The following is a 13,841-nucleotide window of genomic DNA, read 5'->3' on the forward strand; positions in this document are numbered from 1 at the left end:
AGGGGACGTCATGCCACTGGTGATCGGTGTGGTGGGGCTCGGCGGTCTCGGTGAGGGCCTCACCAAGGTCCTGCTGAACAACGGGGCCGAGGTGATCGGCGTGGACAGCGATCTCGACGTGCTGTCCCGCGTCCACCACCGGCTGGGCGGGCCCCAGCTCGGCCTCGCGACGGAGTTGATCGACCTCAAACGCGCCGACCTCGTCATCGAGGCGCTGCCGGAGGACTTCCACGACAAGAAGACCGTGCTGCAACTGCTCGTCGAGCAGTGCGCGCCGGGCACGGTCTTCCTCACCACCACGTCCACGCTCTCGGTGGCGAAGCTGGCCATCGCCTCCGGTGCGCCGGACCGGGTCGTCGGGCTGCGCTACTCGATTCCGCCGCCCTACGGCCACCACGCCAGCCTCATCACCACGTCCATGGCCTCATCGGAGGCGGTCCACCTGGCCCGCCAGGCGATCCGGCTGGCCGGCACCGAGATCGTGAGTCTCGGCGGCCGGCCGGTCGAGGCCGCCACGGCGCTTCTCTACGCGTGCGTGAACCGCACGATGAACCTCGCCGACGAGGGCTACGCGACCGTCGAGGACCTCGACAACGCGATGAAACTGGGCTGTGGCCTCAAGTTCGGGCCGCTGCACCTGCTCGACCTGATCGGCCTCGACACCGTCCGCTCGGCACTGCTGCGGTTGCACGAGATCACCGGCTCCGACTCCTACATCCCGAGCCCGCTGCTGGACCGCATGGTCGGGGAAGGACTCCTCGGCCGCAAGACGGGCCGTGGCTTCCACCGCTACGACGACCGCGGCGAGATCGTCCCGCCGCCCCGCAACCGGGCCGGCAACGGCGAACCGCGCGAGATCCGCAAAGCCGGTGTCGTCGGCGCAGGGCTGATGGGCCGCGGCATCGCCGAAATCCTGATCGTGGCAGGCGTTCCGACCACACTCATCGCCCGCACCGAGGAGAAAGCCGCCGAGGCCGCGGACCGGATCCGCTCGTCGCTGACGAGACTCGTGCAGAAAGGCAGGATGTCCGAACAGGACCGGCAGGACGTCCTCGCCAGGCTCACCGTCGCCACGAGCCCCGCGGCGCTCGGCGACGCCGACATCGTCATCGAGGCCGTCGCCGAGGACATGAGCGTCAAACGCGGTGTCCTGCAGGGCATCGACGCCGCGCTGAAGCCCGGCGCGATCATCGCCACCACCACGTCCAGCCTTTCCGTCACCGACTGCGCGAACGTCACCAGCCGCCCGTCCGACGTGATCGGGCTGCACTTCTTCAACCCCGCGCCGGTCATGAAGCTCGTCGAGATCGTCCGCACCGAGCACACCGCGGACGACGTGCACGCGACGGCGCACGCGCTGGTGAAGTGGCTGCGCAAGACCGCCGTCGACTGCACGGACCGGGTCGGGTTCATCGTGAACCACGTGTTGTTCCCGTACCTCAACGACGCCATTCGCATGCTCGCCCGCACCGACGTGACGGTCGAGGAGATCGACACCGCGATCGTCACCGCGTTCCACCACCCGATGGGCCCGTTCACGCTCCTGGACACCATTGGCCTGGACGTGTCGCTCGCCATTCTGGAGACGCTCAGCGCGGCTTCCCCGACCGGCGAGCCGGCACCCGCGGAGGAACTGCGCCTGCTCGTCGCCGCCGGTCACCTCGGGACCAAAACGGGAAGCGGATTCCGGCTCGGGAACAAAGGAAAGTGAGGGATTCCCGAGCATTGAATGCCGTAGAACGGCATCAGGCAGCTCGTCGTTCGCAGAGAGGTGGTCGTCGCAGATGGCCGAGGAGGTCGGCACGGGACGGCGGCACGTCGCGATCTTCGCCAATCCCAAGCAGGGGCAGGCACTACCCGCGCTCGCGGTGATCGAGGAACTGGTGCGGCGCGGCTACCGCGTCACCTACGCCACCTCCTCCGAGGTCGCCGCGCGCCTCGCGCTGAGCGACGCGACCGACGGCAGATGGGAGGTGGTGGGCTTCCTCGACGACAGCGAGGCACCGATCTCGCTGGCCCGCGGATATTTCGCCGACGACCGCCCCGACCTGGTCGTCTACGACGGCACGGCGATCGAGGTGGCCAGGGCGGCCGCCGAGACGTGGGACGGCGCGGGCGACGACGGCTTCGTCGACGCGCAGTTCGGGGAGTTCCTCACCCGGTTCGGCCTGGCGTTCCTGCCGGAGAAACCGAGCCTCTACCGGGTTGTGCCCAACCGCGTCGTGGCGTATTAGTTCACTAGCTGGAACGCCGACGGATTCACCCCCGCACAATGCGGAAACACCGTGCCGGACTTTGGCACTGGCCTCGCAGAGTTTGCGGTTCGGCCACCTGGGGCATTTATCCTCGGCGCAAGTCACTCTTCTAGCCCGAGGCGGTAGGCGGTGGACGTGCAGGCGGGCCCCGGCGCGGAGCTGTTCGGTCGTGAGAGCGCGCTCACCACGGTGGCGCACCACACGACCGCCGCCCGGCGCGGTGCGGGTGCGCGGGCCGTGCTCGTGCGCGGCGCCCGCGGCTCCGGCAAGTCCGCCGTGCTGCGCAGTGCCGCCGCCACCGAGTCCCGCGCGGGCACCACCGTGCTGTCGGCGGCCGGTCGCGGGGAACGCCGCCCGCTCGCCGTCGCCCGCCGGCTGCTGGCGCAGGCCGGTGTCGTGGTCCCGGAGTTGAACGCCGCCGCCGCGAGCGACCTCTACCGCCTGTACCTGGGCATGTGGCGCGACGTGCTGACGCTGACCGGGCGGACGCCGGTCTGCCTGGTGCTCGACGATCTCGACGCGTGCGACGACGCGACCGTGCGGTGGGCGGACTTCGTGCTGCGCCGCCTCGCGGACGAGCCGGTCAGCCTGGTGCTGTCCCACTTCGGCCCGCTCGACGTCGACCTGGACCGCGCCCACGTCGTGGACCTGCAGCCGCTGACCACGCCGCAGGTCGCCGACATGATCTCCACGACGCTGCACTTCCCGCCGGACGCGGTGTTCACCAGCCTGTGCCTGCGGCTCTCCGGCGGCATCCCGCGCCACCTCACGACCGTGCTCGCCGACATCCGCGAGGCCCAGGCCCTCCGGCAGGAGTCGGTGGAACTCGTCGCCGCACGACGGCTGCGCGACCAACCGGAGCACCTGCGCGCGATCGCCACCGCGCTCGTGGTCGTCGACAGCGAGGAGCTCGTCGCACCGCTCGCCGGCGTCTCCGCCCGGACCGCCGAGACCGGGATCTCCGTGCTGCGCCGCGAACATCTGCTCGGCGACGGCCTGCCCGACCACGTGCGCGAGTGGTACCGCGCCGGGGTGCTCGAGGTGCTCGACCCGAAGGAGGTCGCGCACCTGCGGCATCGCGCGGCCGTCGTGCTCGACGAGTTCGGCCACGACGTGCGCGAGGTCGCCGACCAGCTCGTCCACCTGCCCGCCGTCGACACGCCCTGGATGTCGCAGGTGCTGCACGAGGCCGCGGTGCGCGGCCCGGCCAGGGACGCCGCCCGCTACCTGCGGCGCCTCGTCGAACTGCACCCCGACGACGTCGAACTGCGGGTGAACCTCGCGACCGAGCTGTCCCGGCACGACCCGGCACAGGCGTGCGAGCACCTCGCCGCCGCGTTCCACCGCACCACCGACCCGGACCTGCGGGCCGCGCTCGCCGTCAAGCACGCGCTGACCGGCCGCACCCGCACCTTCCTGAAGCTGGCCAGGGATCCCGGACTCGCGCAGGACCTGACGACGCTGCTCGACGCGGTGCAGCTGTCGATCGACCTCGACGACGCCCACGTGGCGCCGCGCGCGGCCGCGAAAGCCACGCCACCACCGGCTGGGGACACTACGGCACAACGATGTCTGCTCGGCGTCGTCGCGGAGGCGACCATGCGCGGCGGCGGCTCGATGGACACCGCCGTCGGCTACGCGCGGGCCGCGCTCGTGGACTCGGAGGCGCTGACCGACTGGTCGATGCTGTCCGCCGCGACCGTGCTGCGCGTGGCCGGGCACACCGAGCAAGCGCTCGCCGTGCTCGATCGGGCCGTGGATGCCTTCTCGCACAACGGAGACTCGCTCGCCCACTGCCGATCGCTGGTGCAACGGGCGTTGGTGCACATGTCCCTGGGCGATCTCCAGCGCGCCAGCCAGGACGCGTCCGCGGCGGTCCGTGCGGTGCGCGAGGGCGGCTGGCAGCAGCCGCGCGCGCTCATCCTGTTGTCCTGGCTGTCGTTGCAGACCGGCAACACCCCGCTCGCGGCACGGCTGCTCGCCGAGGTGAACGAGGACGACATCCGGCACCTGACGCCGACGCACCGCGAGTACCTCCGCGCGTCCGGGTGGCTGGCTTACGTGCGGGACGAGATCGCGGCGGCCGCGGACCGGATGGCGGCGTGTGCGTCCGCGATGACGGCGGTCGGGCTGAGCGATCCCGGCGCGTTGCCGACGTGGGTCGACATCGTCCAGGTGCTGACGCTGGCCGGACGTGACGCCACCGCCGCGGCGCGGGAGGTGGACCGGCTGGCCAAAGCCTGGCCGACGCGCGAAGCGGCCGCGTTCTCGTTGCTGGCACGGGCTTACACCACGACCGGGCTTGGGGCGCTGGACATGGCGCGGGCCGCCTCCGCCGGGTTCGCGGCGGTGCCCTCGCTCATCCAGCAGGCACGGACCGAGCTGCTGCTGGGCCAGCGGTGCACTGGCGCGGGGGAGGCCCGCCAGGCGCGCACCCACCTGCGCACTGCAGTCGGGCTGGCGTTGCGGGCCGGAAGCAGGGCGCTGGCCGACTCTGCGCGCACCATGCTGCTCGGTGCCGGCGGCCGGATGCCCTCATCGGCCATTGTGGACGGTCTGGCGGTGCTGACCGCCAGCGAACGCAAGGTGGCCGAGCTGGCCGCGGCCGGGGTGACCAACCGTGCGATCGCCGAGGATCTGTTCGTGACGCTGCGGACCGTCGAGGTGCACCTGACGCGGGCGTACCGCAAGCTCGGCGTCTCCAGCCGGGCAGAACTCGCGGACGTCTTGGGCCCGTGATGAACCTGCTCGAACGCACCAGCGAACTACAGCAGCTCACCCGCGCACTGGAGCGCGTGCGCGACGGCCACGGCGACCAGATCGTCATCACCGGACCACTGGGCTGCGGCAAGTCCGCGCTGCTCGAAGCGATTCATGCGCGTGCCACCGGCCTCCGCGTGCTCACGGCCCACTGTTCCGCGCTGGAACAGGACTTCGCGTTCGGCGTCGCCCGCCAGCTGCTCGACCCCGCGCTGTCGCGGGCGGGCCGCGAGACCGCGCAACGGTGGCTCACCGGCCCGGCCGGCCTCGCCCGGCAGGTGTTCGAGGACGACGCACCAGCCGACGCCGCGTTCGCCGTGCAGGAAGCCGCGGTCAGCGGACTCACCGCGCTCACCGCGACCATCGGTGCCGACCGCCCGACGGTGCTGCTGATCGACGACCTGCAGTGGGCCGACCACCCGTCCCTGCAGTGGCTCGCCGGCACGCCGGCCGGCCAGCCGATCCTCCTGGTCGCCACGACCAGGGACGGTGAGCGCGGCCCGTGGCTGGACACGTTCGGGCGCAACGAGATCCGCCCTGGACCGCTATCGCCGGGCGCCGTCGCGGAACTGGTGGAACGCCGCACCGGCCAGCAGCCCGACGACGAGTTCGTCGCCGCCTGCCACGCCGCCACCGGCGGCAACCCGTTGTTCCTGTGCGCGGTGCTGAGCCACGTCACCAGCCCCACCGCCGCCCAGGCGCCGCACGTCCGCGAACTGCGGCCGGAACGCCTGAAGGAACGACTCGTGCGCGGGCTCGCCGGACTTCCCCTGCACGCCAGGAACTACGCCAAAGCCGTCGCCACGCTCGGCGACGACGACGAACTCGCCGGGCCGCTCGCCGGGCTCACCGAACCGCAGGCCGGCGCGGCGCGTTACACCCTCGACCAGGCGGGGCTCCCGACCTGCCGGCCCGCCGTCCGGGACGCGATCGAGGAGTCGATGCCGGTCGGCGAACGCGAGCAGTGGCAGGCGAAAGCCGTGAAGCTGTTGCACGACAACGGCAGGCCCGCCGAACAGGTCGCCGCGCGGCTGCTCACGATCACCACCGTGCAGGGCCGGTGGGCGATCGACACGCTCCGTCAGGCCGCCGCGACGGCCCTGCGCCGCGGCGCGCCCGAATTCGCCGCCCGCTACCTGCGCCGGGCGCTGCGCGACGTGCCGGACGACTCCGAACAACGCGCGCGGCTGCTCGTCGACCTCGCGACCGCCGAACGGTTCTTCGACCCCGGCGCGTCCGTCCGGCACATCTCCTACGCGGTGCCGTTGTTCCGCGACGTCGTGGAACGCGCGGCCGCACTGGTGCGGATCGCGCCGACCGCGCTCAGCCAGGCACCACGGCCCGTGCGCGACCTCATCGACAAGGTCGCCGCCGACCTCGGCCACGACAAGGAACTCGCGTACCGGCTGGAGGCGCGGCAACGGTACCTGTGGCATTCCGATCCCGCGCTGCTCGCCGACTCCGTGCAGCGGCTCAAGGAGATCGACGGCACCACACCCGGCGAGCGGGAACTGCGGATGATCCTGCTCGACGCGGCCATGATCACCGCCCGGCTGCCCGCGCACGAGGTCGCGGACATCGCGAGCACTGTCCTGAACCAGGAACCGCCGCACCCCAGGCACATCCACACCGCGATCCCGTTGCTCATCAAGGCGCTCGCCGCCGCGGACGCCGCCCACCTGGCCGTGCCGTGGCTCGACCAGGCCCTCGCGCAGGCGACGAACACCGCCGAACAGGCACTGATCCGCGCGCAGCAGTCGTTCGTGCTCATGCACCTGGGCAAACCCGGCGAGGCACACCGGGCGGCCGAACACGCCCTCGACCTCGCGGTGCTCGATTGGCGGGGTGACACGACGACCGCCGCGATCGGCCTCACCGCCGTCGCGACGGAGCTCCGCGATCCCGCGTTGATCGCCAAGATCCTGTCCTCACGGCGCGAGCGCGACGAACCAGCGGCCGCCGACGCGGTGTACCGGATGCTCGCGGCGGCGGGGGACGCGCTCGCGGGGGAGCACGAACAGGCGCTCGACCGGCTCCTCGACTGCGGCCGCGTGTTCGACGCCGCGGGGTGGCGCAACCCCGTGCTGCTGCCGTGGGGCGTGGCCACCGCACGACTGCACGCCCAGCTCGGCAACCTGCCCGCCGCACGGGAGGCCGCCGCGCAGGCGTGGGATCGCGCGGTCGAGTGGGGCGCGCCGATCGGCATCGGGCGGGCGCTGTACGTGCTCGGCCGCTACACGCCCGGCCGCAAGGGCCTCGCGATGCTGGACGAGGCCGTGCAGGTTCTGCACGCCAACCCGTTCGAACGGGCCAAGGCACTGCTTCAGCTCGGTGCCCGCCAACGCGCCGATGGCCACCCGCACGCGCAACGGCACCTCGACGAGGCACACCGGCTCGCGGTGCACAGCGGCGCGGAAAGACTTGCCCAGAGAATCGCGAAGGAACTCGACGGTAATTCGCCGGGCATGGTCGTGGCATTGACCAGAACCGAGTTCAAGGTGGCCGGACTCGTCGTCCGCGGACTCACCAACGCCGAAATAGCGGACGAGCTGTCCGTGACCTCGCGCGCAGTCGAAAAACACCTCACCAACTCGTTCCGCAAGCTCGGCATCCGCCGCCGCACGGAACTGCCCGCCGCACTGCCCAGGGCGTACCCGCCCTCCGCGTAACACCGGCGACACATCTACGAATTTCTTGTGCGTACTTCCCGCACAGTTGACCCACCAGCCAGTTACCCCGCGGTGGCGTCTTGATCGGCTCTTCAGGAGAACTCGCAGCTCACGGCGCCAGCGCGCCGTCAGGTGAGACGCAGCCGAAACGTCCTACCGAAATACGCGGACGTCTCCCCGAACCACCCGACCACCCCTACCACAACATTAGGGGCCACCCCTCACACCTCGTTGACCGGGTTCGGCAGATCTTCCTACGATTCATCGTGTCAAGGTCAGATTCGGGAAATAAACCTAGATCGCTTGATGACCCGCTCAAGTTTCTCTTCTGCTGCAGTCGCGGAAACGCCGAGTTCGACGAGATCGAGAGGGATACTCTCCGATGAACACTGTTGCCGCTGGTTCTCTCACACACGACCGCTTCAACGACGCCGTCGCCGTTCCGGACGCCGACGTGTTCCGCTCACTGCTCGAGCGGTCGGGTCTCTGTCTCGCCCGGCTCGACCTCCAGCTGCGCGTCGTCGAGGCCAACGACGACTTCGTGACCCAGTTCGGGCACTCCCGCGAGTCGTTGCTCGGCCGCAGCTTCTACGAGCTGCTGCACCCCGGTGTGCACGGCCCCATGCGCAAGCAGTTCGACCGGCTCGTCGAGGGCCGCCGCCAGCGCTTCGTCGAGCACCTGGCCGGCATCGGCCCGCGCCACGCCGTCTTCACCGGCGACATCACGGGTATCGCCGTCCACGACGCGCACGGCGACCTGGTGCAGTTCGTCGTCGTCGTGAACCCGGAGAAGGGCGAGCAGCCCAACGCCGTCGTCGTCGACCGCAACCGGATCCTGACCGAGCTCGACGCCCGCATCCTCGAGGGCATCGCCACCGGTGAGTCGACCGTGCGGCTGGCCTCGCGGCTGTTCCTGTCGCGGCAGGGCGTCGAGTACCACGTCGGCACGATGCTCAAGAAGCTCAAGGCGCCCAACCGGGCCGCGCTCGTGTCCCGGGCCTACAGCCTCGGCGTGCTGAGCGTCGCCAGCTGGCCGCCCCGGGTCTCCCCGGACTACGTCAAGTAAGAGACGCGCCGTCATGGACGACGAGGGATCGGGCGCTGGTCGAGCGGCGGGTGGTGCCCGCGGGTCGGGACAACGTGCGGCCGCGGTGGACGCGGTGGCGGCCCGAGCGCTGGGTGCCCGCGGGTCGGGAGAACGTGCGGCCGCGGAGGACGCGGTGGCGGCTCGAGTGGCGGGTGTTCGCGGGTCGGGAGAACGTGCGGACACAGTCGCGGCCCGAGTGGCGGGTGGTGGGCCGGGAGATCGTGCGGCCACAGTGGACACCCTGGCGGCCCGAGTGCCGGGCGCCCGCGGCCCGCGTGAACGCGCGACCGGCCTGGACGACCGCTCGGCCACTGTCGACGACGCGGTCCTGGACCGGGCGGCCCACGCCGCCCGCGACTGGGGCGCGACCAGCCCGGACGACCGCGCGGCGGCACTGGACGCCGTCGCCGCCGCGCTCGACCGGGAGACCGGTGAGCTGGTGGCGCTGGCCGAGTGGGAGTGCCGCCTGCCCGGCGACCGGCTGCGCGCGGAGGTGGGTCGCACCACCTTCCAGCTGCGCTCGTTCGCCGAGTACCTGCGTTCCGGCGCGGTCAACGGGGTCGTGATCGACCACGGTGACCCGTCCAACGACGCGGCCGGTCCGCGGCCGGATCTGCGCCGCATGCTGATCCCGCTCGGACCGGTCGCCGTGTTCGGCTCGACGTCGTACCCGTTCGCGTTCTCAGTGGCCGGCAGCGACACCGCGTCCGCGCTCGCCGCGGGCTGCCCGGTCGTCGTGAAGGCGAGCCACAGCTACCCGGACCTCGCCGACCGCACCGCCGAGATCGTCGAGGAAGTGCTGCCCAAAGGCGTGTTCGCGCTCGTGCACGGTCAGCGCCGCGCCCGCCGGCTCGTGCTCGACCCGCGGATCAAGGCGGTCGCGTTCATCGGGTCCTCCCGTGTCGGCCGCGAGCTGCACCACCTCGCCGCCACCCGGCCGGAGCCGATCCCGTTCTACGGCGGCTTCGGCAGTGTGAATCCGGTGTTCGTGACTCCTCAGGCCGCCCGCCGGCGCGGGCGGGAGATCGCGCGCGGGTTCGCCGGGGCACTGGCCCAGCAGAGCGGGCAACTCTGCACCAAACCCGGACTTCTGGTGGTACCAGAGGCTTTCGCCGACGACGTCGCCGCCGAGGTGCGCGCGTTGCGGGCGGAGCCGTTGTTCAACAAGCTCGTGGCCAAGCGCTACGAGACCGGCGTGGAGGCGTTGACCGCTTTCCTGGACGTGCTCGTCGAGGGCGGGTCCGGAGCGGGTGGGCACGCGCCGACGTTGTTGCGCACCACCGCCGCCGATGTGCTGGCGGGCCACGACGAGGCGTTGTCCGAGTGCTTCGGGCCGGTCGCCGTTGTCGTGACCTACCGCGACAGCAATGAGTTGCTGGAGCTCGCCGCCGCGTTGCCGGGGCAGCTCACCGCGACCGTGCACGGCGAGGACGACGACGTCCTGCCCGAGCTGATCGGCGAGCTGACCGGCCGGGCCGGTCGCATCGTGTGGAACCAGTGGCCCAACGACATCGCGCCGACGCCCGCCATGCACCACGGCGGTCCCTGGCCGGCGACCACCTCCCCGTTCCACACCTCCGTCGGCGTGCGGGCCGTCGAACGGTTCCAGCGTCCCGTGGTGTTCCAAGGGTTTCCCAGCCACTTCCTGCCGGCCGTGCTGGCGGAAGGTCTGGCCGTCAACCGGTGAGAAAGGTCGCAGAATGCGCGCAGCGGTGGTCGCGGGACTCGGGTCATGGCTCCCGCCGCGAGTGGTCACCAACGATGAGCTGACCGCCAAGCTGGACACGACGGACGAGTGGATCCGGACGCGGATCGGGGTCGCCACAAGACATGTGGTCGAACCCGGCATGGCGACCTCGGACCTCTCCGTCGAGGCGGCGAGGCGGGCCCTGCGGTCGGCCGGTGTGCCGGGCGCGGGCGGGGTGATCCTCGCGACCACGACGCCTGACCGGCCCTGTCCCGCGACGGCGCCGGAGATCGCGTCGCGGCTGGGGCTCGTGGACGTTCCGGCGTTCGACATCGCGGCCGTGTGCACGGGTTTCGTGTACGGGCTGGGCGTCGGGGCCGGGCTGATCACGTCCGGGATCGTGGACAGCCTGATCCTGATCGGCGGTGACGCCTACTCCACGATCCTCAACCCTCAGGACCGCACCACGTCGGTGATCTTCGGCGACGGCGCGGGTGCCGTGGTGCTGCGGGCCGGAACGCCGGACGAGCCGGGCGCGCTCGGGCCGTTCGACCTCGGCTCCGACGGTGACCTGTCCGACCTCATCACCGTGCCCGCCGGCGGGTCGCGGCAGCGGTCGTCGCGCGACATCGTGCCGCACGGCGACAAGTTCTTCCAGATGGAGGGCCGCGAGGTGTTCACCAACGCGGTCGCCCGCATGTCCGCCGCCTCCCGCAACGCCATCAAGCGCAGCGGCTGGATCCCGTCCGATGTGGACAAGGTCATCGCGCACCAGGCCAACACGCGGATCCTGGACGCCGTGTCCGCGGAGCTGGCCGTGCCGCGGGACAAGTTCATCTCCAACATCACCGACGTCGGCAACACCTCCGCCGCGTCGATCCCGCTCGCCCTCGCGCACGGGGTGCGGTCGGGTGAGTTGCAAGCGGGCCAGAAGGTTCTGCTCACGGCGTTCGGCGGCGGCCTGACCTGGGGCGCCACCACCCTGACCTGGCCGGATCTCACCCTCTCCGAGTGAACGGCAGAACGGCCGGGAGTGGACCTCCCGGCCGTTCTTGGGTGGAAGTTCTTATGCGGCAACGGGTGTGCGGACGGGCAGCACGCGGTGGAAGACCGGCACCGCCACGACGGCCACGACGACGTGCATGACCATCAGCGCGACCACGCCGACGACCGTGGTGCCCGGCAGGAAGAAGACCGGGACGTCGGCGAGGAACGACACGGCCACGACGATCGGCACGAGCCTGCCCAGGGTGCGGGCGGGATCCTTGGCGCGCTTGCGAATCGACGCCCACGCGAAGGCGGCGACGATGACGCCGAGCGCGGTCAGCACGACATAACCCTTGGGCTGCAGACCTTCGTGCGCGATCGGATCGGCACCGAGCGCTTGTGCCAGGTAGGAGACGGCGGCGTTGCCGAGCGACGCCACGATGATCGCGGCGAGGACGCCCAGCACGGTCTTACCCGTGCTGGGCCGGTTTTCTGCGGACATGCGGGAACTCCCAGGATCGCTGCGACTAGCGTTGCGCGGGCACGACCGGCGTGCCCACGCGTACCCGGCGGCTGAGCTGCGCCGGGTCGGTGAGGAAGATGCTCTTGCGCTCGATCGAGATCCAGCCGCGCTGGGCGAAGTCCGAGAGCGTCTTGTTCACGGTGTCGCGGCGCGACCCGATGTACTGGCCGAGCTCCTCCTGGGTGAGGTCCTCGATCATCAGCAGCGCGCCGCGCCGGTCGCTGCCGAAGCGGCCTGCCAGGCGCAGCAACGCCTTCGCGAGCCGGGCCGAGGCGTCCATCTGCACCATGTCCATCCGCATCTGGTGCGACTCGCGCTGCCGGCGCGCGATGCAGCCGAGCAGCCGATCGGTGACCTCCGGGCACAGCGCGAGCCACTTCTTCAGGTCCGCGCGCGCGATCCGGCCCGCCTGCACGTCGGTGATCGCGACCGTCGTCGACACCGACGGAGCCGCGTCGAACAGCGTCGGCTCGACCAGCACGTCGCCCGCGCAGTGGAAGTCCAGCACCAGCTCGCGGCCGTCCGACGAGGTGCAGCACGTCTTGGCTTTGCCCTGACGCATCACGTACAGCTCGTCGGTCCGCGCGCCGAGGCGCAGCATCACGTCGCCCCGGCCGAACTCGACGGGCTCGAGCGCGCGGGCGAACTGGCGCCAGGCCTCGAGCGCGGGTGGGAGGACCGGCGCCGGCCGCGGGGGTGCGAGCAGCTGAGGTGCCACTTCCGTCTCCTGTTCGTAGCGCGACCGGACGTGCACTCGACGTTAGGGGCGGCAACACTGGCGTAGTGCTGGAGGATGCTGGTGTTTCCCCCATCGGCAGTGCTGATTTCCTTCAGGGGCATGAAAGAGAGGGAGGTCCTGTGCTTTTCGACGTCGGTCGCCTGCTGCACGAGGAGTTCCTCGCCGTCTACCGCGCGGCCGCCGCCGACGCCGACGGGTGGGAGGACGCGGCCGTGACGACCGCGCGCCGCGTCGGTACCCGCCTGGCAACAGCGAAAATCCCTCTCGAGCACCTCGTTGTCGCCCTGCGGTCCACCGACCGGCTGCTGACCGAGGCCATGCTGGACGACGGCGGTGACGCCCGTGCGCTGGCCGCCGCCGGTACCGCGCTGGCAGTCGAGACGATGGCCGCGTTCTCGACCGGAACCGGGACAGGCGACGGCGCGCTGGCGGACGCGTTGCTCGGCGGCAGTGCCACCGACGCCGCGGTGAGCCCGTTCTACACCGTCGTCTCGGTGCGCGGAGCCTTGCCGGAACGGGCAGTAAGCGCTTTCCGCCGCCGCGGCCCCGTGCTGGTCGCGACCTCGGGTCACCTGCTGCTGCCGATGGCCGAGGCGGCGGCGCTGCCGTTGAGCCAGGACGTCTGCGACGAGCTGGGCGGGGAGGTGTGGCTCTGCGTCGCGGAACGACCGGCCGCCCGGATCCCGCTGGCGCGCAAGGAGGTCGACGAGATCGACGCGCTCGTCGCCACCCTCGGCAGGCCGCCGGGCGTGTACCGGATCGACGACATGCTGTTCGAGAGTGCTGTCATGGACACCCCGGAGGTCCGCGAAGAGCTGGGCAAGGTCGCCGCGCCGCTGCTCGCGAACCCGGTCCTCGTCGAAACGGTGCTCGCCTTGCTTGAGGCGGATGGCAACCGGGCCGTAGCTGTCAAGAAGCTGTTCATCCACCGCAGCACCATCGACTACCGGTTGTGGCAGATCGAGGAGCTGACCGGACTGTGCCCGGTCAACCCGCGTGACCTCGCGGTTCTCGGCACGGCGATCGCCATGAGCCGCGCGAACGCCCTCGGCTGAACCGTTTCCGAACGCGGCGGGCGAACGTCAAGGGGTGCTCAAGCCCGCTGTGCCAACTGTCGACAGTTGCCTAACGTTC

At 71.2% G+C, this 13,841-nt stretch carries 10 protein-coding genes; 8 read left to right on the top strand and 2 right to left on the bottom strand.

Annotated elements, in window-relative coordinates:
• Nucleotides 1-10: 10 nt before the first annotated feature.
• The 7 genes from ACIA8G_RS28275 to ACIA8G_RS28305 all read left to right on the top strand — a co-directional run bounded on the left by ACIA8G_RS28275 (nt 11) and on the right by ACIA8G_RS28305 (nt 11,473).
• Nucleotides 11-1,711 (top strand): 3-hydroxyacyl-CoA dehydrogenase family protein, encoded by a 1,701-nt coding sequence (locus tag ACIA8G_RS28275; protein WP_396421699.1) that lies wholly within the window; start codon nt 11-13, stop codon nt 1,709-1,711.
• A 73-nt stretch (nt 1,712-1,784) separates the two neighbouring features.
• The gene (locus ACIA8G_RS28280; RefSeq protein ID WP_396421700.1) at nt 1,785-2,234 is read left to right on the top strand and encodes a hypothetical protein; all 450 of its coding nucleotides are present in this window, start codon (nt 1,785-1,787) and stop codon (nt 2,232-2,234) included.
• 150 nt (nt 2,235-2,384) lie between these two features.
• Nucleotides 2,385-4,994: a LuxR C-terminal-related transcriptional regulator gene (locus ACIA8G_RS28285; RefSeq protein ID WP_396421701.1), complete on the top strand. Its 2,610-nt coding sequence runs from the start codon at nt 2,385-2,387 to the stop codon at nt 4,992-4,994.
• Nucleotides 4,994-7,684, top strand: a complete 2,691-nt coding sequence (locus ACIA8G_RS28290) for an ATP-binding protein (protein ID WP_396421702.1) — start codon at nt 4,994-4,996, stop codon at nt 7,682-7,684. Before ACIA8G_RS28285 ends, ACIA8G_RS28290 begins: the two co-directional genes overlap by 1 nt.
• A gap of 382 nt (nt 7,685-8,066) precedes the next feature.
• Complete coding sequence (locus ACIA8G_RS28295) at nt 8,067-8,750, top strand: PAS domain-containing protein (RefSeq protein WP_396421703.1); 684 nt, start codon at nt 8,067-8,069, stop codon at nt 8,748-8,750.
• A 13-nt stretch (nt 8,751-8,763) separates the two neighbouring features.
• The gene (locus ACIA8G_RS28300; RefSeq protein ID WP_396421704.1) at nt 8,764-10,458 is read left to right on the top strand and encodes an aldehyde dehydrogenase family protein; all 1,695 of its coding nucleotides are present in this window, start codon (nt 8,764-8,766) and stop codon (nt 10,456-10,458) included.
• Nucleotides 10,459-10,471: 13 nt separating this feature from the next.
• A complete protein-coding gene (locus ACIA8G_RS28305; RefSeq protein ID WP_396421705.1) occupies nt 10,472-11,473 on the top strand; it encodes a beta-ketoacyl-ACP synthase III in 1,002 nt (333 codons plus the stop codon).
• 51 nt (nt 11,474-11,524) lie between these two features.
• On the opposite strand, the gene ACIA8G_RS28310 is transcribed toward ACIA8G_RS28305, so the two are convergent.
• Nucleotides 11,525-11,947, bottom strand: a complete 423-nt coding sequence (locus ACIA8G_RS28310; RefSeq protein WP_396421706.1) for a DUF6069 family protein — start codon at nt 11,945-11,947, stop codon at nt 11,525-11,527.
• A gap of 25 nt (nt 11,948-11,972) precedes the next feature.
• Complete coding sequence (locus ACIA8G_RS28315; protein WP_396421707.1) at nt 11,973-12,686, bottom strand: Crp/Fnr family transcriptional regulator; 714 nt, start codon at nt 12,684-12,686, stop codon at nt 11,973-11,975.
• A 140-nt stretch (nt 12,687-12,826) separates the two neighbouring features.
• On the opposite strand from ACIA8G_RS28315, the gene ACIA8G_RS28320 reads away from it, so the two are divergent.
• Entirely contained in the window at nt 12,827-13,762 is a 936-nt protein-coding gene (locus tag ACIA8G_RS28320; protein WP_396421709.1) for a PucR family transcriptional regulator, read from the top strand.
• The last annotated feature ends 79 nt before the right edge of the window (nt 13,763-13,841 follow it).

Origin of the sequence: Lentzea sp. NPDC051213, assembly GCF_044455585.1 — a bacterium.
Classification (GTDB): domain Bacteria; phylum Actinomycetota; class Actinomycetes; order Mycobacteriales; family Pseudonocardiaceae; genus Lentzea.